Source organism: Rhodobacteraceae bacterium LMO-JJ12 (assembly GCA_021555075.1).
In the GTDB taxonomy this organism is placed as follows: domain Bacteria; phylum Pseudomonadota; class Alphaproteobacteria; order Rhodobacterales; family Rhodobacteraceae; genus JAKGBX01.
In genome coordinates this window covers 1070660-1089976 of sequence record JAKGBX010000001.1, presented here as the reverse complement: position 1 = coordinate 1089976, position 19317 = coordinate 1070660, and the positions used below count along the sequence as shown (strand labels likewise).

The 19317-nt window shown below is 56.6% G+C and carries 17 protein-coding genes; 1 reads left to right on the top strand and 16 read right to left on the bottom strand.

Annotated features, from left to right (window positions below):
- Positions 1–11: 11 nt before the first annotated feature.
- From LZG00_05210 to LZG00_05180, 7 genes are all read right to left on the bottom strand, one after another.
- Positions 12–1742 (bottom strand): cbb3-type cytochrome c oxidase subunit I, encoded by a 1731-nt coding sequence (locus LZG00_05210; protein ID MCF3593394.1) that lies wholly within the window; start codon positions 1740–1742, stop codon positions 12–14.
- 16 nt (positions 1743–1758) lie between these two features.
- Positions 1759–2313, bottom strand: a complete 555-nt coding sequence (locus LZG00_05205; GenBank protein ID MCF3593393.1) for a hypothetical protein — start codon at positions 2311–2313, stop codon at positions 1759–1761.
- Positions 2314–2340: 27 nt separating this feature from the next.
- Positions 2341–2520 (bottom strand): hypothetical protein, encoded by a 180-nt coding sequence (locus LZG00_05200; GenBank protein MCF3593392.1) that lies wholly within the window; start codon positions 2518–2520, stop codon positions 2341–2343.
- 690 nt (positions 2521–3210) lie between these two features.
- Complete coding sequence (locus LZG00_05195) at positions 3211–4062, bottom strand: ABC transporter permease (GenBank protein ID MCF3593391.1); 852 nt, start codon at positions 4060–4062, stop codon at positions 3211–3213.
- A gap of 13 nt (positions 4063–4075) precedes the next feature.
- The gene (locus tag LZG00_05190; protein MCF3593390.1) at positions 4076–4933 is read right to left on the bottom strand and encodes an ABC transporter permease; all 858 of its coding nucleotides are present in this window, start codon (positions 4931–4933) and stop codon (positions 4076–4078) included.
- Positions 4933–6033, bottom strand: coding sequence for an ABC transporter ATP-binding protein (locus LZG00_05185; protein ID MCF3593389.1), 1101 nt, complete (start codon positions 6031–6033; stop codon positions 4933–4935). Before LZG00_05185 ends, LZG00_05190 begins: the two co-directional genes overlap by 1 nt.
- A 68-nt stretch (positions 6034–6101) precedes the next feature.
- Positions 6102–7172, bottom strand: coding sequence for an extracellular solute-binding protein (locus LZG00_05180; GenBank protein MCF3593388.1), 1071 nt, complete (start codon positions 7170–7172; stop codon positions 6102–6104).
- 376 nt (positions 7173–7548) lie between these two features.
- On the opposite strand from LZG00_05180, the gene LZG00_05175 reads away from it, so the two are divergent.
- Positions 7549–9570: a DEAD/DEAH box helicase gene (locus tag LZG00_05175; GenBank protein ID MCF3593387.1), complete on the top strand. Its 2022-nt coding sequence runs from the start codon at positions 7549–7551 to the stop codon at positions 9568–9570.
- A 100-nt stretch (positions 9571–9670) separates the two neighbouring features.
- Here LZG00_05175 and LZG00_05170 read toward each other — a convergent pair whose 3' ends face one another.
- The 9 genes from LZG00_05170 to LZG00_05130 all read right to left on the bottom strand — a co-directional run bounded on the left by LZG00_05170 (position 9671) and on the right by LZG00_05130 (position 19305).
- Positions 9671–10954: a TRAP transporter large permease gene (locus LZG00_05170; protein MCF3593386.1), complete on the bottom strand. Its 1284-nt coding sequence runs from the start codon at positions 10952–10954 to the stop codon at positions 9671–9673.
- The gene (locus LZG00_05165; GenBank protein MCF3593385.1) at positions 10947–11465 is read right to left on the bottom strand and encodes a TRAP transporter small permease; all 519 of its coding nucleotides are present in this window, start codon (positions 11463–11465) and stop codon (positions 10947–10949) included. The genes LZG00_05170 and LZG00_05165 overlap by 8 nt, the downstream gene beginning before the upstream one ends.
- A gap of 72 nt (positions 11466–11537) precedes the next feature.
- Positions 11538–12524: a TRAP transporter substrate-binding protein gene (locus LZG00_05160; GenBank protein MCF3593384.1), complete on the bottom strand. Its 987-nt coding sequence runs from the start codon at positions 12522–12524 to the stop codon at positions 11538–11540.
- A gap of 161 nt (positions 12525–12685) precedes the next feature.
- Positions 12686–13651 (bottom strand): dipeptide ABC transporter ATP-binding protein, encoded by a 966-nt coding sequence (locus tag LZG00_05155; GenBank protein ID MCF3593383.1) that lies wholly within the window; start codon positions 13649–13651, stop codon positions 12686–12688.
- Entirely contained in the window at positions 13648–14625 is a 978-nt protein-coding gene (locus LZG00_05150) for an ABC transporter ATP-binding protein (GenBank protein MCF3593382.1), read from the bottom strand. The genes LZG00_05155 and LZG00_05150 overlap by 4 nt, the downstream gene beginning before the upstream one ends.
- 4 nt (positions 14626–14629) lie before the next feature.
- A complete protein-coding gene (locus tag LZG00_05145; protein MCF3593381.1) occupies positions 14630–15535 on the bottom strand; it encodes an ABC transporter permease subunit in 906 nt (301 codons plus the stop codon).
- Position 15536: 1 nt separating this feature from the next.
- Complete coding sequence (locus LZG00_05140; protein MCF3593380.1) at positions 15537–16544, bottom strand: ABC transporter permease subunit; 1008 nt, start codon at positions 16542–16544, stop codon at positions 15537–15539.
- Positions 16538–17647: a Xaa-Pro peptidase family protein gene (locus LZG00_05135; protein MCF3593379.1), complete on the bottom strand. Its 1110-nt coding sequence runs from the start codon at positions 17645–17647 to the stop codon at positions 16538–16540. The genes LZG00_05140 and LZG00_05135 overlap by 7 nt, the downstream gene beginning before the upstream one ends.
- A 71-nt stretch (positions 17648–17718) precedes the next feature.
- On the bottom strand, positions 17719–19305 hold the full coding sequence (locus LZG00_05130) for an ABC transporter substrate-binding protein (GenBank protein ID MCF3593378.1): 1587 nt from the start codon (positions 19303–19305) through the stop codon (positions 17719–17721).
- Positions 19306–19317: the final 12 nt, after the last annotated feature.

Below are 19317 nucleotides of genomic sequence, written 5' to 3'. Positions count from 1 at the left end.
TCCTTATTGTCTTAGTTGAACAGCCAGAGGTCGGAGAGATACTTCCAGTTCACAAAGTAGTAGAGGATGAATGTGAAGAAGAAGATGGTGACCAACATAACCGTGCCAGGGATCTTGAGGGAACCTTCGCTGCCATATTCCGACACCGCCTGAGCACCAGCGTCATGCAGCGGGAAGGCAAGCTTGGCACCGGGTTTGTCGAGCTTTGGCCCGGCAAGCACCGAGGCGACGATAAGCACCACGAAGAGCAATCCGCCAGCCGCCGCAAGGATCGCAGACATGCCGTTGAGCCCCATCATCAGATAGGCGCCGGGCGCGAACTCATATGGGTTCGACGCATCGACCAGCGAAATGTCCCAGTGTCGGCGCGGAACCCCAAGCGTGCCCGCCCCCATCATGAAAAGCGAGATACCACCCGCACCAAGCCCGAAGAGATATGGTTGCAGTTTTGCCAGCTTCGGCCAGATGATATCGCGCTGAAAGATCAGCGGCACAACGATGTAGGTCATCGCCATGAAGGCCAGCGTCGTGCCAGCCACCACGGTGCCGTGAAAATGCCCCGGCACATAAATGGTGTTGTGCATCAGCACGTTAAGCTGCTCGGTTCCGAGGATTACACCGGTGATACCGCCGATGAACCCAAACATCACGAGAGACATGAACATCCCTGAGAACGCCGGGTTGCCCCAAGGTGCCTTGGTCAGCCATTCAAACATGCCGCGGGTATATCCATTGCGGCGTTGTGCTGCCTCGATGGCTCCGGGAACCGTGAGTCCGTGGATCATCGACGCCATCACAGCGAGATACATCATGTAGCTGGTGTTGATGATTTTCCAGGAAGAACTCATCCCCGGTTCGGCCAGCATATGGTGCGCCGATGCGAGTTGCAAAAACAGGATATACATGAAGAATGCGAAGCGACTGACCTTTTCCGACAGAGGCTTGGCACCGACGACCATCGCGGCAATTGCATACCAGATCGAGATATGAGCGGCGACGTTGATCTGCTGGCTGGAATGGCCCATGCCCCACCACACCAATTTATACATCAGCGTGTCGATTTCCGAGATCAACCCAAGCGACCAAAGCCATGTCGGGATCAGGATAATTGCGCCGCAGGCCAGCGTAAACACCGCGATGATTGCCGCCGTAATGGCGCCGAATGTCACCAATGGCACCGAGCCATCATAGGTTTTTTCGTCCTTCGCCACTACAAGCGTGCCGAAGAACACGAAGACCCCGATCAGCGCCCCCACCGCAAAGACAATGAGCGATAGATAGAACCAATGCTCGGCCATCATCGGCGGATAAGAAGTAAACATCACGGTCGAGTCGCCATTGAGGACCGCGTAGTTGGCCATTATCGCGCCAACAATCATCAACACAAAGCCCAGCCAAGCCCATCTCGGCGTCGCAATTCGCGACCCAAGGATTACCGCCGACGCGAAGTAAAGCACCGCAATTTCAAAGAATATAATCCAGAACAGCAAAACATTAGCACCGTGGCCAGTTAGCACTAGGTAAAACCAATCTGCCGGAAGGAGTTGCACAGCCGGCCAGCGTGTCAGCGCGACCATCAGGCCGAAAAACCCGCCAACCGCGAGAAAGACTACCGCCGCTACGGCATTGGCGCGGATCAGAAGTTCTGCGCTGCGTTCGATGCGTCGGCCGGTGAACGGACAGGTGCGATACCTGATGTTCGGCACGGTGTATCCGACGGCTTCGTGATCAATGGTGGTCATGTTTATGGTCTCCCGCTCATTCGACGACGCGGATAATGCCGGACATCGTGTGATGGCCGATGCCGCAATACTCATTGCATACGATGCCAAATTCGCCCGTTTGGGTCGGAGTCAGCGTCAGGATGTGCTCATAGCCCGGATGCACCGAGATATTGATGTTGACGGGCTGAAGCGAAAAGCCGTGCTGCCAGTCGGCCGATGACATGTGAAAGCGGTAGCTCTGGTCTTTTTTCAATTCGAGCGCAGGCCACCACTCCCATAGCCGCCCCAGCATGTAGACGTCGCCACCCGCAGGCGGGGCGACCAATGGCAGACCTCCGACTTCGACCGCCTCGCCGGAGGCGTCCAGCTTTTGGTATTCGCTCGCAAATTCCTCGACCTGTTCGACGAACTTGTCGGGATTGACGCGATAGGTTTCGGTAGACAGGTTCTGATTGCCGATGAAGTGCCAAGCAATCATAAAGAAGAACATGAACAGCCCCCAGAGGAAGGCAATGATAATCCAAGCCAGTTCGATACCGTGGATCGGTTCCTTCCACCAAAGGCGGTTTTCGGGAGGAGAGATGGCCATGATGCGACCTTTCAGGCTGGTTTGCGATCAGTTTGCGATCGGAACGGAGGCGACTTCCATCACCCCCCAAATGACGTAGAGCACCGTCGGCATCGTGACGCCGATGAACAAAAGCAAAAACGGATTATCCAGAATGCGCTGCATGGCCGGAACAGGCTCCTGCGGCTGCGGTGGTGCACCTTTTGTGGTTTCTTCTGTCTTTACCATTCGTTATCCTCCCTGAGCGACAAGGCTGTATCGCCTTGCCCCTCGTGCAGAACATGCACATATAGGGTGCGAACAAACCTCCCATCGTTGGCCCGGCGATAGGGTCGTCCAGCGTTTGAATCAAACTCGGTCAAAGCGTCGATTGCCAAGACCGCTGCCGGATCAACCAGAACACGGGGCTACTTGACGAAGGGTTATGTGAAAAATTTTGCCCCGACATGATTTAAATCAAGGACGCATTTTGCCAACCTTGATTAGCGAAGCACCTTCGCAGCGAATGATCATCACAGATCAGACGGATTCTCTTCGCCACCGTTTGTTACAGATGCGACCATATCTGACACCCTCTGCGCAGCGACGCTGCAGTGGCTAAACCGCAGTGACTATTGGCCGTTTCGTGTACGACCTCCGCATTTCTAGCCGCTAAACCGCTCTCACTGCACAGTTTTCGATCTAACACTCGATGCGCCGAAAAATGCCGCTTTTCAGTGGCGAAATTAGTCATCGCTCATGGTCGACTTAATTCTTGAAAGCTGGTTTTTCTAGTTGGGTGAGCGCGATTCTCGTTAGCGTTAACCATATTTGCAGTGCTGAAGCCCGCAGATAGCCGCGACACCACGCCGCGCCCCACCAGAGAATCTTAGTGAACGAAGCCTTTCTCAAGCGTTGTCCAGGAAACATTGGCTGCTTTCAGCTACGTCGCTGAAACACAATCATGACCAGCGCGAGACACGATGAGCCGAGCATCAACAGTAACGAGACTGCGTTCAACAAGGGAGTCGAGCCTTCCTTCAGACGGTCGAACATGGCGATTGTGAGCGGTGCGTCCGACCCGACAAGCATCAACGTGGTGTTGAAATTTTCAAAGCTCATCAGGAAAGCGACCACGAAGGCACCGATCATGGCCGGAGCCAGATAGGGTAAGGTCACTGTGCGGATAGCGGTGAGTTGGCCCGCCCCGAGGTTCAGCGCGGCTTCTTCCAACGTGCGGTCGAATTTCTGCAGGCGCGCCCCGATCACCAGAGTCGCGATGGTAGTTATAAAGGAGAACTGACCCAGGATGACTAACCATATGCCAGGTCGGAGCACTTCAACATCCAGCTCAAACCCATCCCATAACCCGTTGGCAACGCGGCTTGAGAACACCAGAATCGAGATACCCAGAACGATACCGGGGATGACCAGCGGCAGCAGCATCAGCACGTAAAGTACGCTCTGCCCGCGGAATCGGTAGCGGTTGAATAAGAACGCATTCGTCAGCCCGACGAATACGGAAAGCGCCGACACCGCCCCCGCTACGAAAACCGATGTGCCGATGGCCCGTAGGATTGAGCGCTCGTGAAACACCCCGATCATTGGGCGCTCGGAACCAAAGAACCAGTTCCAGGTAAATCCTTCCCATGGCAGCGACGGGAATTGACCATTGTTGAAGGCAAAGACCGCGACAACCACGAGGGGAAGTGCCAGAAACACGAAGAATAGCGCCACATAGGCGGTATAGGCCACGGTCACGATCTTGGGCTGTGGGATTGAAGGGATCATATCATTGCCTCGCTCATCCCATCGTCTTTTCAAGCGATTGACCGGTCAGCTTAAGCATGCCCCAGACAATCGCGGACGACAGCATCAGCAACATGAAGCCAAACGCCGCCCCGAGTTCCCAATTGAAGCGCACAATGAATTGCGAATATATCAGTTCGGTAAACCATAGGCTTTCTTTGCCACCCAGCATCGTTGGGGTCAGGTAATTCCCGAGGCTGAGCATGAAGACCACGATACAGCCCGAAACGATCCCCGGCATAGCATAGGGAATGATGATTTCGCGCAAAACGCTCAGCCCGTTGCCACCCAGATCATAGCCTGCTTCAACCACCTCATCAGGCAGGCCTTCAAGCGTGGTGACAAGTGGGACGACCATGAACAGCATCGAGGTATAGACCAACCCGACCATGATCGCGGCGTCATTGTAAAGCATCTCGACCGGCCCATCGACGAGGCCGACATATTGCAGAAGATTGGAAAACACTCCGGTCTCGCGCAACAGGATCATCCAGCCGAAGGTGCGCACCAGTTCCGACACCCAAAACGGCACCAGGCAGAGCAGAAACAGAGCCGATTGAACCCGACCTTTGACCATTTTGGCGATGTAGTAGGACACGGGGAAAGCAATGATCAATGTCATCAGCGTCGCCAGAGATGACATCATAGCGGTGCGCAGAAAGGTCCAGAGATAAAGCGGTTCATTGAAGAACGTCAGATAGTTGGCGAGGCTGGTCTGATACTCGCCAACCCCGATCCGTTCGCGCAGCGACACGAGGAACATGTCGATATGCGGGATGAAAATCAAGAACGTGAGCCACAGCAGAAGTGGCGTCAGCAAAAGCGCCAGTCCGAGCTTGGCCTCGGTCCGCATCAGGCCCCTCCTGCCGCAAAACAATTGGCCTGATCGCTGGCCCATCCGATATGCACCTGCGAGCCGCGCGCCAGCGAGGCGAACTCCCCCGATTGCGGCAGGTTCACCTCAATTTCCTCGGTCCCGCCCTCAACCGCTACCAGAACTCGGCTGGCAGCACCGTTAAAGAGCAGCGATGTTACCGTTCCGGAAAAGCGGTTGTCGAACCGTGAAAGCTCGTTCTCGGAATGGCCGATGCGGATCGCCTCAGGACGCACGAACACATCGGCGTTTTCCCCCGCGAAGAGAGCATGGCCATTGGTTGTGCCGATAAGCTTAACACCGTTGTTGGTTTCAAGCGTCGTTTCTTGTCCTTCAAGCCGTGTGACGCGCCCACGCCAGCGATTTGTTTCGCCGACAAACCCCGCAACGAACGCGGTATTGGGGCGGTAATAGAGATCGCGCGCCGTACCTATCTGTTCAAAGCGGCCCTCATTCATCACCGCGATATTGTCGGACATCACCAGCGCTTCGGATTGGTCATGCGTGATATAGACAAAGGTGGTGTCAAAAGCCGATTGCAGTGCTTTTAGTTCAATCTTCATGCGTTCGCGCAGCTTGAGATCAAGCGCACCAAGCGGTTCGTCCAGCAACAACACATCGGGTTCCAGCACCATACAGCGGGCGATGGCCACGCGCTGCTTTTGCCCACCTGACAGTTCGTCAACCTTGCGCGCGCCAATGCCCGGAAGGCCGATGCGCTCGAGCGCTTCATCAACCTTCCGCACGATCTGCGCTTTCGGCATCCCGGCGCGGCGTAGCCCATAGCCGATATTGTCGGCAATGTTCATCATGGGGAACAGCGCCAGATGCTGAAACACCATGTTTACCGGGCGCTTGTTGGGCGGCACGTTCAGCACCGATTTTCCCCTGATCAAGATATCCCCACCAGTTGGCTCAAGAAAGCCAGCAATCATCCGCATGACCGTCGTCTTGCCACATCCCGAGGGGCCTAGAATTGAAAAAAACGATCCCGGCGGCACGGAAAATGACACATCGTCAACTGCCGTCACTCCGGAAAACTGTTTGGTCAGCGCATTGCATTCAAGATCAGGTGTCATCGGGTATCCGCAAATATAAAAAAGACGCCCAGCCAATCAGTAGCCAGGCGCCTTTGAATGGTAGGCGATTATTGAGCCGCTTTGACGCGATCCAGAACACCACCTTCAATGGCTTCCAACCCGGCAGGAACCGGCGGATACCACTTGATGTTGTCGATGGCTTCCGGAGGGAAGCTGGCCTGATAGCGTGCCTTGAGATCGTCGGCGGCAAACTCATCGGCCCCTTTGGATGCCGTGAAATTACCCGCGGCGGCGGTGATCATCGCCGCTATCTCGGGCTGCATCACGAAGTTGATCCAGGCATAGGCGGCCTCATCGGCCTTGCCCTTTGCGGGAAGCGCAAAGGTGTCGACCCAACCTAGAGCACCCGAGGCGGGTGCCACGAAAGTGATGTCGGGATTATCGGCATTGAGCTTCCAGCCACCAGTATCCCACGCCATCGACGCTACAACCTCGCCCGAGCGCAGCAGCCCCATCAGCTCATCACCGCCCCCCCAATAGGTTTTCACGCCGGGTTTGCATTCGATCAGCTTGGCTTCAACCTTGGACATGATGTCGGTATAGGCGGCCTCGTCACCATAGGCGGCAAACGGGTCGAGCCCCATGGAAAAGGCGAAGCCGATCAGCGTTGGACGCTTGAGTCGATACGATACCTTGCCAGCAACATCGTCGCTGCAAAGATCGGTGTAATCCTTGATCATTCCGGCAGCTTTTGTGTCAACGACAAGCCCGCTGGTTCCCCAGATATGAGGCAAACCGTACACGTCGCCACCCACCGTGGTGTTGCCTTTGGTCGCTTCCAGCATCGAAGGAATGAAAAGCGCGGTGTTGACCTGCGTCATGTCCATTGGCTTATAGATGCCGAATTCTGCCTGTGGGCCTGCGATGCGGTCTTGGCTTGGCTGTGCGAGGTCGAACCCGCCGCCGCCCGTGGCGCGCAGCTTGGCGATCATTTCCTCGTTGTTAGATTTGGTCACTTCGACGGTGTGACCGGTTTCCGCTTCGAATTTGGCAACTACATCCTCAGGGGCATAGCCACCCCAAGTCAGGAGCCTGAGTGTATCGGCAGAAGCCATGGAAAAGCTCCCTGCCACGGCAACGGCAGCTGCGGTCGAAACTGCGAACAGTTGATTTTTCATTGATCTGGTCCCTGTTGAAGACTGAATAAGTGGTCAGTCTGGTTCGATTTTATCCTTTGGTCAAATTATTTAAGGCCCTGACTTGATACCAAAGGCCCGCAAGACGCGCTTTGACCTGATATGGCGCGCGCCGCCGGATAACACGCCAATATTACAGATATATTTCAAACGCCTGAAGTGGACATCGTCAATCCTTACGCGCCTAATTGGCGTAATCCGCAGGCAGGAAGGGAATCGCCTCCCGCCTCAGTCTTGGCCAAACTGTGCAAGAGACCTATACTTCCCTTTCCCAAGAGCGTACACGCGCTCTCTTGTCGGCTGGCAGGACAATTGCGAGCCTCTAAATTGCCCTACAACTAAGAAAACTGGAACGATTTTGAAGAAAACACTGGCAGATGCACTCGAAGCGCGCGGATATACGTCACTGACGGCTGTGCAGGAAGCTGTGACAAACCCTGAGACTACTGGGCAAGATCTGCTGGTTTCCGCACAGACCGGCTCGGGCAAGACCGTTGGCTTCGGACTGGCAATTGCGCCGGGGCTACTGGGTGAAGACGATACCTTTGCTCCGGCGGGCGCCCCATTGGCCTTGGTGATCGCTCCGACACGTGAATTGGCCTTGCAGGTCAAACGAGAGCTGGCATGGCTATTCGCGAATGCTGGATGTGTAGTTGCCTCGACCGTTGGTGGCATGGACATGCGCGATGAACGTCGCGCCTTGGCACGCGGCACCCATATTGTCGTCGCAACGCCCGGACGGCTGCGCGACCACATCATGCGCGGCTCAATCGATCTCACCGCTCTTAAGGCGGTTGTTCTCGATGAAGCCGACGAAATGCTCGACCTCGGCTTTCGTGAAGATCTCGAATTCATTCTCGAAAATGCGCCGGTTGAACGCCAGACATTGATGTTCTCTGCCACGGTCCCCGCCGCCATCGCGCGGCTTGCCAAGAGCTACCAGAAGAATGCAGTGCGCATCGCCACGACCAGTGGCGCGTCCCAGCACGCGGATATCGACTATCGCGCACTGCGCGTGTCGGCGCGTGACGGCGAGAATGCAATCATTAACGTTTTGCGGTTTTATGAAGCCCCCAACGCCATCGTCTTTTGCAACACGCGTGCCATGGTCAACCGGCTGACCACACGCCTGTCCAATCGCGGTTTCTCGGTCGTTGCTTTGTCTGGTGAGTTGTCACAGAGCGAACGCACGCACGCCTTGCAAGCAATGCGCGATGGACGCGCACGTGTGTGTGTTGCTACGGATGTTGCGGCGCGTGGGATCGACCTGCCAAACCTCGATTTGGTGATCCACGCGGAATTGCCAACCAATCAGGATACCCTTCTGCACCGCTCGGGACGTACCGGACGAGCCGGGCGCAAAGGTGTCAGCGCGATGATCGTGCCGCCTGCCTCACGCAAAAAGGCCGAACGACTTCTTGGTTGGGCCAAGCTGACGGCGCAATGGGCTTCTGCCCCCTCTGCCGAAGCGGTTTCGGCCAAAGATGAAGAGCGCATGCTTGCCAGTTCCGATTGGCTTGAGCCTGTCGAAGAGTCAGATCAGGGCACTGTGAGCAAGCTGACCGAAACCTTCAGTGCACAGCAGATTGCTGCAGCTTATCTCAGGCTCTATCGTGAGCGCCATTCCGCGCCCGAGGAACTGGCCGATGCAAATGAACCAGCTAAGCCGCGGGTCGCCTTTGGCCCGAGCGTTTGGTTTTCTCTGTCGGGTGGTGCTGCTGTTGGCGCCGAACCCCGGCGTCTTTTGCCGATGCTTTGCAAGTTGGGAAATGTGTCGCGCGAAGACATTGGCGCTATCCGGGTCCAGCATGAATCCTCTCTGATCGAATTGCGCGAAGGCGCGGTTCAAGGCTTTCTTGCAGCAATCGGCCCCGCAATGACCCTGGAAGACGGCGCAGTACTGACCCGGCTGGCCACGGCGCCGAAGTTTGAACGCGCAGTGCGCCCCGACAAGCCAGGACACCCGAAAGACCGCGCATCGCACCCTTCGAAGCAAAAGAGCACCCCGCCAGAGGCCAAAGAAGAAAAGCAAGGATCGACAGCTCCTGTGGATTGGAATGATGATCCGAAACCTCGGGTCAAAAAGCCTAAGGGTGGCGCGAAACCGGCCCATAAAGGCAAGCCGAAATTTGCCGCCAAAGCCAAACCAGCCGCGACAGCGGATGGCGAAGCATGGAAACCCCGCAAGTCCGGCCCTGCAAAATCAAAACGTCCCGGCAACCCGGACGGCGGCCCTAAGGGACCCAAACCACCGGTCGGCAAGCCGTCGAGCAAGAAGAACCGGGCACGTCTGTCGGTGGCAGGCAAGCCGGATGGATCAGGCCCGCCAACACGAAAGCCCAAGAAGCCGCGCAGCCATCCAAAAGGTGGCAAACCCTAAGTTCGCTATTTTGAAGGTGGCTGGGGAAATTGGCCTCTGGTATTTCCGATACAGCCCGTAGCTGATTAATCGGACTTGTGTTGCAATGGAATTGTGAGGCTTAGTAGCCGCTCACTGATGGCAACCACGTGCTGAGAATGGGCACGAAGGTAAGCAGCATTAGCACAATCAGATTGGCGAGGAAGAAGGGCGGCATTTCGCGCACCAGTGCTGCAGGCGATAGATTTGCGGCCGATGACACGACAAAGATCAGACTGCCGACCGGTGGCGTTGTCAGGCCGAGCGTCAGGTTGACGATGACAACAATCGCAAAATGATCCGGCGCGATGCCCAGCGCGTGGCTGATTGGTGCCAGAATTGGCACCAGGATCATGACTCCGGGAAGCGGGTCCATGAATAGGCCGAAAATCAGCATCAGCAGGTTGACCGCCAGCAGAAAGAGGATTGGTGACAGATCCCAAGAGATGATTGTTTCAGCAAGGAACTGCGGCACCCCCTCGATGATCAGCACCCAAGCAAACGCACGCGCAGCACCAAGGATCAGCAGCACGGCCGCGCTGATCAAAGCTGCGCGCAAAATGATACCCGGAAGGTCGCGCCAACCCAACGCACGATAAATGACCATGCCGCAGAACAGCGCATAAAAGACGGCGATTACCGAAGCTTCTGTGGGGGTAAAGATGCCACCGCGAATGCCGCCGACAATCAAAACAATCAGTCCCAAAGCAGGCAGCGCCAAAGCGGTGTTGCGCAACATCTCGTTCCGGCCTGGGCGAGCTGCATCGCTGCGATAGTTGCGTTTACGGCTGACATACCAGTTCGCAGCCAGACTGCCGCACCCCAGCAACAAGCCCGGCACGACCCCGGCCATGAAGAGCGAGCCGACGGAAACCGCCTCGTCTTGTAGGGCATAGATGATCATCACGATCGAGGGTGGAATAATCGGGCCGATCACGGCGCTGGAAATGGTCAGAGCGCCCGCATAGGATCGGTCATAACCACCCTTTTCCATCATACGGATCATCATCGCGCCGGGTCCAGCCGCATCGGCCAGAGCCGACCCGGATATCCCTGCAAACATTGTTGAGGAAATCACATTGGCATAGCCCAATCCGCCGCGCAGATGCCCGACGAATTGCGAGGCAAAGCGCAATAGCGTGTGGGTGATCGCACCACCTGTCATGATTTCTGCCGCTAGGATGAAGAACGGCACGGCCAGCAAGGGGAAGCTATCGAGACCGCCAAACATTTCTTTGACGACAACGATCTGGGGATAGGAGCTGCCCAGACCAATCGCGATGAACACAGATATTGCCATGGCAAAGGCCACAGGCAGCCCCAAGACCATCAACACGAAGAGAGAAGCGAACAAGATTTCAGCCATTGGCGCCACCGGGCATCGCGTCAATCTCGCCGTCAGACTTCTTATAGTGACCCGCGAGGATGAATGGCTTTGCGATCAGCAACAGGTGCACGATCAACAGGCTGAAACCTACAGGCATTGCAGCATAGATATACCGAAATGAAAGCCGCAACGCAGGGGTTTTCTGAAACTTGGTGCGGTCCATGTATTGCCAGCCGACATAGACCATGAATGCAAAAAAGAGCAGCAATGCGACCACGATAGCTGCGCGCAGCACTCTTTGGGTGCGCGTGCTCAGCAGGTCATGCAGGTTTGTGATCGCCACATGCCCCCCCTGTCGAAGCGCAAGTCCGGCGCCAAGAAATGTCATCCAGATCATCAGGTAACGCGCAGCCTCGTCTGACCATGGCAGGGAATGGTTGGTGGTATAGCGCAGAGTGACGTTTGCACCGACGATCAACGCCATCGACGACAAAAGCGCGATAACAACCGCGCCGTTCAGCGCCACGAAAATGCGTTCAACCCTGCGCACCGTTCCCCCCAACAATAGAAAGAAGCGGCTGACAGCTTGGGCCGCCAGCCGCTTTTGGCTTCACGTCACGGATTATTCTGTCGCCGAAATACGGTCGATCAGATCCTTGCCATAGGTTTCGTAGTAACCTTCATAAGCACTTTCGACCGATGAGCGCAGTGCAGCCTTCTGGTCTGTCGATAGTTCATTGACCATCATGCCGCGCTCCTTGAGGGTTTCGACACCGCTTTTTTCGACGTTGTCCACGAACCCGCGCATTGCGACCACAGCCTCGGTTGCGCCCTTTTCAAAGGCGGCTTTGTCCTCGTCCGTAAGGCCATCCCAGAAAGGTTTGGAAATCAGCAGCATGGCGGGCGAATAGACGTGGCCCGACAGCGTGAGATATTTCTGCACCTCGTTGAGTTTAACCGAGACAATCACCGAAAGCGGGTTTTCCTGCCCGTCGATCGTGCCCTGTTGCAGCGCACCGATCACCTCAGGCCACGCCATCGGCGTGGGCGCGGCTCCAAGCGCGTTAAACGCTTGCAGGTGCACGGGGTTTTCCATCGTGCGCAGCTTCATGCCGGCCAGATCTTCGGGTGTGTTGATGGGGTTGCGGTTATTGGTGATGTGGCGGAAGCCCTGCTCGCCCCATGCAATTGCAACCAATCCGGCGTCATCAAACTTGGCCAGAATTTCCTGTCCGACAGGGCCGTCAAGAACACGACGCGCGTGATCTAGGCTGCGAAACAGGAACGGGATGTCGGTTACGCCAGTTTCGGGTACAAAGTTGCTGAGAGTACCCGTCGACACGATGGTTGCTTCGACAGTACCGAGTTGCAGCCCTTCGACGACTTCACGCTCACCGCCGAGACCGGAAGAGGGGAAATGTCGGAATTTGAATTTGCCATCGGTTTCAGCTTCGACCACTTCCTGCCACTTCTGGGCAGCAACGCCATAGTGGGACTCGGGTGCAAGCGCATAGCCGATCTTGACTTCGGTTTCAGCGACTGCCGCGTTTGCGGTGATCGTGGCCAAGGCCGCAATCAAAGCTGTCTGATGAATTTTCTTTAGAAACATTTGGAGCCCTCCTTAAATCTCACATTGATCCAGTCAAATTGCTATCGTGCAGTCCGGACATTGGCAATGGCAGAAGGTGCAGGGCTACGCCTGACGCATGTCATTAGGGATCCGCGGGTTCGCTCGGGATCAGTCATTGGCGCAATAGCGACTGCGCAGGCTCAGTCCTGATTCTCGGGGAAGAAGCAGGCTGCGGCATGTGGTCCCTCCCCCAGCGTGGGTAGTTCCGCACGGCACTTATCTTGTGCTTTCCAGCAACGTGGTGCGAAGGGGCACCCATCGGGTACCGCCAACGGCGAAGGCAACTCACCTTTGAGCTTGATGCGATGCTTGACGCTTGCCGGGTCTGCTTGCGGCGTAGCTGACAACAGCGCCACGGTGTAGGGGTGGCGCGGCGCCGAAAATAGCGCCTCCTTGGAGGCCTTCTCAACCGCGCGACCGAGATACATCACAATCACCTCATCGGCAACGTGACGCACGACGCTCAGATCATGGCTGATGAAGAGATAAGCGAGTTGCAAGCGGTCCTGTAGTTCCAGCATCAGATTCAGGATCGCGCTCTGAATTGACAAATCGAGCGCCGAAACGGGTTCGTCCAGCACCAACACTTTGGGGTCGAGCATCAATGCGCGTGCGACGGCTATACGTTGGCGCTGACCACCCGAAAACATATGCGGATAGCGGTCAAAATGTTCCGGGCGCAGACCGACAAGACGCAACATTTCGCGGGCCTTGACCTCACGCTCACTCTTGCCCATCGACTTGCGGTTGATCACCAGCGGCTCCATCAGGATGGTGCCGATGCGTTGGCGCGGGTTGAGAGATCCGTAGGGGTCCTGAAACACGATCTGCACGGATTGCCGCAGGTCAGCCCAAGCCTCGCGCACCACCGGCTTGCCATCCAGCATCAGCGTGCCCGTCGTCGGTTCCTCGATCATGGCGACCATGCGCGCGAGGGTGGATTTGCCACAGCCGCTTTCGCCCACAACTGCGAGCGTCTTACCCGGCGTTACCTCGAAATCGAGACCTGCCACGGCTTTCAACAGGCGAGATTTGCGAAGGAAACCTCCGCTCACCTCGTAGTGTCGCTGCAACGCTGCAGCTTGCATGACGGGAGCATCGGTCATGATGCAATCCTCTCATCGGTATTGAGCGGGTAGAAGCAGCGCGCGAAGCCGATATCAGCACCAAGAGACGGTGGAGGTGTTGATTTGCACTTGGCGTCAGCAAACTTGCATCGTGGAGAAAACAGGCAGCCCTGCGGTTTGTCGAATTGCCCCGGCACAACGCCGGGAATGGTGGGCAGCATACGTTCGGTCGCCCGTTCCGGCAGAGCGTCCAAAAGCGCGGCTGTGTAAGGGTGATGCGGCGTGGAGAACAGCCCGCTAACTGGCTGTTCCTCAACCTTTTGACCTGCGTATTGCACACTCACCCGCTCAGCCGTTTCGGCGACAACGCCCATGTCATGAGTAATCAGCACAAGACCCATTCCGGTCTCGTCACGCAAGCTGGCCAGCAAATCGAGGATCTGCGCCTGAATAGTCACGTCGAGCGCAGTTGTCGGCTCATCAGCAATCAAGAGCTTGGGTTTGCAGGCAATCGCCATGGCGATCATCACGCGCTGATTCATCCCGCCTGACAATTGGTGCGGAAACGCCGACAGACGCTTTTCGGGATCGGGAATGCCGACTTGCTCGAATAACTCTATTGCGCGGGCGTGGCGTTCGCGGCGGCCCATGCTGAGGTGATAGCGAAGTGCTTCCTTGATCTGCCAACCTACGGTGAAACACGGATTGAGCGACGACATTGGCTCCTGAAAGATCATCGCCAGTTCGTTGCCTACAATTCGGCGGCGCGCGCGTGGCTCGATCTTGAGCAAATCGTGACCGTCAAAGTTGACTTCATCGGCAGTGATTGTCGCGGTCCAGGGCAAGAGGCCCATCATCGCTAGCATGGAGACAGATTTGCCTGACCCGCTTTCGCCGACGATGGCAAGGATTTCGCCTGTGTCCACGTCCTGATCGACACCATCTACGGCGCGAAACGCGCCCGAGGCGGTGGCGAAATCAACGCTGAGATTGCGGATACGCAGAAGGGTCATCGGCTCAGCTCCGTTTCAGCTTCGGGTCAAGCGCGTCGCGTAGCCCATCACCCATCAGGTTGATGGCCAGTACGGTTACAAGAATAGCGAGGCCCGGGAAGGTTACGACCCACCATGCACGCAGGATGAATTCACGCGCTTCGGCCAGCATGGTGCCCCATTCTGGCGTTGGGGGCTGCGCACCCATGCCAAGGAAGCCCAGCGCCGCAGCATCCAGAATTGCGGTCGAGAAGGACAACGCCGCCTGCACGATAATCGGGGCGAGGCAATTGGGTAGCACGGTTATGAACATCAGCCGCAGATATCCGGCCCCCGCTACACGCGCGGAAGTGACGTAATCTTTTTGCTTTTCTGACAATACACTGGCGCGCGTGAGGCGGACGTAATGCGGTTGCAAAACGATAGCGATGGCGATCATCGCATTGGTCAGTGATGGCCCCAGAACAGCCACCAGCACCAACGCTAACAACAGCGATGGAAACGCCAGAATGATATCCATGATCCGCATGATGATGCTGTCGAGCCATTTCGGCGCGAATCCTGCGATCAGGCCGACCAAAATACCACCAGAGGCCGCAATTGTAACCACGACAACCCCCACAAAAAACGAGAACCGTGCCCCCACGATCAAGCGCGACAGCATGTCCCGGCCAAGAGGATCGGTTCCCAGGATGTATTTCCAACTGCCGCCTTCCTGCCAGACTGGCGGTAGCAGAGCATCGGCGCGGAATTGCTCGGTCGCACTATGCGGCGCGACCCATGGGCCGAACAGGGCCAAAAATGCAAATACCGCGAAGATCCATAACCCGATAACGGCGCCACGGTTTTCGCGGAAATAGAACCAGAATTCGCGCAAACGTCCGGGTCGTTCGTGACCTACCTTGGCTTCGGTGGAAAGGGCATCATCCATATCAGCGCTTCCTGATCTTGGGGTTGATGACACCGTAGAGCATGTCAACGGTCAGGTTCACCACCATCACCATTACAGCGATAAGCAGCAAACCGCCCTGCACGACCGGATAATCGCGCCGGAAAATACTATCAACCATCCACTTGCCAATGCCCGGCCAGCTAAAGATCGTCTCGGTAAGGATCGCACCGGCGAGAAGAGTGCCAACGCTGAGTCCGATCACGGTGATCACCGGGATAAGCGCGTTGCGCAGGGCATGAATGCCGTTGATCCGCCCCGGGTTCAGCCCCTTGGCGCGCGCCGTTCGGATGTAATCCTCGCCCAATACTTCAAGCATAGCCGAGCGGGTCTGGCGCGCGATCACCGCCAGCGGAATCGTACCCAGCACGATAGTCGGCAACAACAAGTGCAGCACCGCCGAGGCAAACGCCCCATTCTGTCCCGAGGCCAGGCTGTCTATCAGCATGAAGCCTGTTGCGTCTGGGAAGTAATACATCAGGCTGATGCGCCCCGAGACCGGCGTCCAGCCGAGATTGCCGGAAAAGATGATGATCAACAGCAAAGCCCACCAGAAGATCGGCATTGAGTACCCGATGAGAGCAGTCGACATCAGTGCACGGTCGAAAAACTTGCCCCGATTTACGGCCGCGATTACCCCCGCAGGAAGGCCCAGAACGACAGCAAAGATCATAGCGCAGATCGACAGTTCCAGGGTGGCGGGAAAGAGGGCAAAGAATTCGTCCCACACCGGACGTTTGGTGACGAAGGATGTGCCAAGATCGCCCTGAAGAACCCCGGTGAGGTAGTCCCAAAACTGAATGTAGATCGGTTGATCAAAGCCGAATTGCTTGGACAGTTCTGCATAGCGTTCATCGCTTAAGCCACGCTCACCCGCCATGACCACGATCGGATCACCGGGAAGTGCGCGGATAAAGCTGAAGGAAATCAGCGTCACGCCGATGAAGGTGGGTATGAAGGTCAGCAAACGGCTGAGGACATAATTCAACATGACAACACCGTCAGCTCCTTGGGAAAATGTGTCAGCGTCTCAAATCCCTCTTCGGTGACCAGAACGTCATCCTCGATACGCACACCGAAATTTCCGATCTGATAAAGGCCCGGTTCGTTTGTGTAAACCGTGCCCGCCGGCAAGACCATATGGTTGCCACGCATGATGTAAGGTGCCTCGTGCACCTCGCGGCCAAGCCCGTGGCCGGTCTTGGTGCGGATACGGTCGGCGAAAGGCGAAGCTTCGAGCACCGACGTCGCTGCGTCGTCGATCTCATGCGCCGTCACGCCCGCGCGGGTCACGGCAAGGCCGGCCAAATTGGCGCGCAAAACGGTGTCATAGACTGCGCGCCCTTCATCGCTGACATGATCCAGAAACACGGTGCGGGTAATATCGGCGCAAAACCCGTTCTTGCGTGCGCCAAAGTCGATCAACAGCGCATCCCCTGCCTTGACCGCGTAATCGTGTCGCGCCTTTGCATGCGGGCGCGCCGATCCGTCGCCTGCCGCCACTATGGGGGCAAAGGCCTGATCGTCGGCGCCTTCGGCAAAGAGCATCTGCACCAGCATCTGTTCGATCTCTTTTTCGCTCTGGCCCAGCTTTACACTGGCCAAAGTGCGCGACAAAGCACGTTCGGAAATATCAATGGCCGTCTGCATCGCGGCAACATCTTGGGGTGTTTTGATCATCCGCAGCGCGGAAATTTCGCGCTCGGCGTCGATGATCCTGAGATCGGGTTGCGCCCTTTTCAATGCGTGGTGCACAAAAACGCGCATGACCTGACCTTCGACAGCCAGCGATTTGATTGCCAGATGTTGCAACAGATCGGCGAAGGCATCGTCGTATCCATCCTGATCGCGCCAGTCAAAAACCGCACCTTCAAAACCAACCAGATCCCAGCTGCCCAATTCAAGGTTGGGCACCAAGGCTGCTGCAGATCCAGTTGCAGGAACTACCAGCAGAAAAGGGCGCTCGTGGCTCATGAAGCCGTGTTCGACCAAACGGGTAAAATTCGGCCCCGGCACCAACGCCACAGCGTCGGCACCCAGGTCGGACGCGACGGCAGCATAATCAGCAAGGCGGTCGGCAAGTGATCTGCTCACGGAAATATTCCAATGAAACGAAAAAATAGGGGGCGACACAAAAATGCCGCCCCCCGGATTAACATGCAGTGTTACTTCAGGCCAACCTGGTTGAAGATGTGGCCACCCAGCGGGTGCACGACATAACCATCAACTTCGGGGCGCATCGGCATATAGACGACCGAATGCGCGATGGTGGCCCAAGGAGCCTGCTCTTTGAAGATGACCTGTGCCTCTTCATAGAGTTTGGCGCGATCTGCCTGATTGGACAGAACCTTGGCTTCCTTCAGCTTGGCGTCGAACTCCTCGTTGCACCACTGCGCGCGGTTGGCGGCTCCAACACCGTCACAGCCCAGCAGAACTGCGAGGAAGTTGTCAGGATCACCATTGTCGCCGGTCCAACCCAGCAGAACGGCACCATCGCGGTCCTTGGCTTTCGAACGCTCAAGATACTCGCCCCATTCATAGGACACGATCTCGACGTCGACACCGATCTTGGCCATGTCGGCCTGCATCAACTCGGCCATACGCCGCGCGTTGGGGTTATAGGGACGCTGCACCGGCATCGCCCAGATCTTCATGCTCAGGTTCTCGACACCTTCTGCCGCCAGCATCGCCTTGGCCGCTTCGGGATCATAGGCGTCATCCACGATTGCATCGTTGTAGGACCACATTGTCGGCGGAATCGGGTTCTTGGCAATCTGGCCCGAACCTTGGAATACCACGTCGATGATCGACTGCTTGTCGATGGCCATGTTCAGAGCCTTGCGAACCTTGGCATTGTCGAACGGTGCGACCATGGTGTTGTAAGCAAGATAGCCGACGTTCAGACCTTCCTGTTCCATTACCACGATGTCTTCGGCATCCTTCATCGCCTGCACGTCGGCAGGGTTGGGATAGGCCATGACATGGCATTCGCCTGCCTGAAGCTTCTGATAACGCACGGACGCATCCGGCGTGATTGCGAAGATCAGGCTTTCAACCTTGGCCTTGTCGCCCCAATAGTCGTCATTGCGCAGATAGCGGATGACGGCGTCTTTTTGATAGGCTTGGAAAGTGAACGGTCCGGTGCCGATAGGTGCCTGGTTCAGCATCTCGGGCGTTCCAGCCGCCATCATCGCGTCGGCATATTCCTTGGACTGGATCGATGCAAAATCCATCGCCATGTTGGCAATGAAAGGTGCTTCGGGCCGGGTCAGATGGAACACAACGGTGTAATCGTCAACCTTTTCGATGCTTTCGACAAGCTCGGGCATCGACATGCTCGAGAAATACTCAAACGTGCCACCGGAAACCGAATTGTAAGGGTTGTCCGGGTTGCCTTGGCGATCAAAGCTGAAAATAACGTCATCAGCGTTGAAATCGCGCGTCGGCGTGAACTGGCTGTTGGAGTGGAACTTGACCCCTTGGCGCAGCTTGAACGTCACGGTCTTGCCGTCTTCACTGACTTCCCAGCTTTCGGCGAGACCGGGCAGAACCTCTGTGGTGCCGACCTTGAATTCGGTCAGTTGGTTGTAAATCGGGTGGCTGGAGGCGTCAAAAGTTGTCCCGGCGGTGTAGAGTGCCGGGTCAAAGCCTTCTGGCGATCCTTCCGAACAGTAGACAAGCGACTGGGCCGATGCCGAGACGCCCATCACGGTCATCAGCAAACCGGTGGCTATTGTGTGTTTCAGCGACATTCGTTTCTCTCC

Coding starts and splice junctions, on each gene's coding strand:
- LZG00_05210 (MCF3593394.1), bottom strand. CDS start 1,742: ATGACCACCATTGATCACGAAGCCGTCGGATACACCGTGCCGAACATC.
- LZG00_05205 (MCF3593393.1), bottom strand. CDS start 2,313: ATGGCCATCTCTCCTCCCGAAAACCGCCTTTGGTGGAAGGAACCGATC.
- LZG00_05200 (MCF3593392.1), bottom strand. CDS start 2,520: ATGGTAAAGACAGAAGAAACCACAAAAGGTGCACCACCGCAGCCGCAG.
- LZG00_05195 (MCF3593391.1), bottom strand. CDS start 4,062: ATGATCCCTTCAATCCCACAGCCCAAGATCGTGACCGTGGCCTATACC.
- LZG00_05190 (MCF3593390.1), bottom strand. CDS start 4,933: ATGCGGACCGAGGCCAAGCTCGGACTGGCGCTTTTGCTGACGCCACTT.
- LZG00_05185 (MCF3593389.1), bottom strand. CDS start 6,033: ATGACACCTGATCTTGAATGCAATGCGCTGACCAAACAGTTTTCCGGA.
- LZG00_05180 (MCF3593388.1), bottom strand. CDS start 7,172: ATGAAAAATCAACTGTTCGCAGTTTCGACCGCAGCTGCCGTTGCCGTG.
- LZG00_05170 (MCF3593386.1), bottom strand. CDS start 10,954: ATGGCTGAAATCTTGTTCGCTTCTCTCTTCGTGTTGATGGTCTTGGGG.
- LZG00_05160 (MCF3593384.1), bottom strand. CDS start 12,524: ATGTTTCTAAAGAAAATTCATCAGACAGCTTTGATTGCGGCCTTGGCC.
- LZG00_05155 (MCF3593383.1), bottom strand. CDS start 13,651: ATGACCGATGCTCCCGTCATGCAAGCTGCAGCGTTGCAGCGACACTAC.
- LZG00_05150 (MCF3593382.1), bottom strand. CDS start 14,625: ATGACCCTTCTGCGTATCCGCAATCTCAGCGTTGATTTCGCCACCGCC.
- LZG00_05145 (MCF3593381.1), bottom strand. CDS start 15,535: ATGGATGATGCCCTTTCCACCGAAGCCAAGGTAGGTCACGAACGACCC.
- LZG00_05140 (MCF3593380.1), bottom strand. CDS start 16,544: ATGTTGAATTATGTCCTCAGCCGTTTGCTGACCTTCATACCCACCTTC.
- LZG00_05130 (MCF3593378.1), bottom strand. CDS start 19,305: ATGTCGCTGAAACACACAATAGCCACCGGTTTGCTGATGACCGTGATG.